The following is a 393-nucleotide window of genomic DNA, read 5'->3' on the forward strand; positions in this document are numbered from 1 at the left end:
CCTGTCGCTCGTCCTGAAATCCCTCATCCGCTCAGCGGTTCAGATGGCCTCTCCAACCCCCTCGCTCTTATCTCTTCTTCTTGTGTTGGGTACTTTATCGCTGTGGTTTTTCAGGATTGCCTCTGGCTTCAGGCTCAGCAGTCAGAAAGGCCTTACACTCTATCCGTGGTAATCACGTCTTCTTCGGGCACTGAGATTGTAGCGGTAAGATTCCGTGATTAGCTTTTGCTTTGGCTTTGGCTTTGGCTTTGGCTTTGGCTTTGGCTTTCAGTCCAGCAGACAACACGCCATCCGAAAAAACAAAGAAGCTATTAAAGGCGGGGGTTTGAGAGAGGCATCCGGAGCGCTGAGGAACAACCGGAGGCCAGGATGAGCCGACAGGACGTCGGCGAA

Annotated in this window: 1 protein-coding gene; it reads right to left on the reverse strand. The window is 52.4% G+C overall.

Annotation, left to right across the window (positions count from 1 at the left end; all coding sequences use genetic code 11):
* Window positions 1-172: 172 nt before the first annotated feature.
* Window positions 173-393 (reverse strand): hypothetical protein (locus IBT54_RS25320; protein ID WP_236263730.1); only part of this gene is annotated, 221 nt, incomplete at its 5' end.

The organism is Pantoea sp. S62, from assembly GCF_016658625.1.
GTDB classification, from domain to species: Bacteria; Pseudomonadota; Gammaproteobacteria; order Enterobacterales; family Enterobacteriaceae; genus Pantoea; species Pantoea vagans.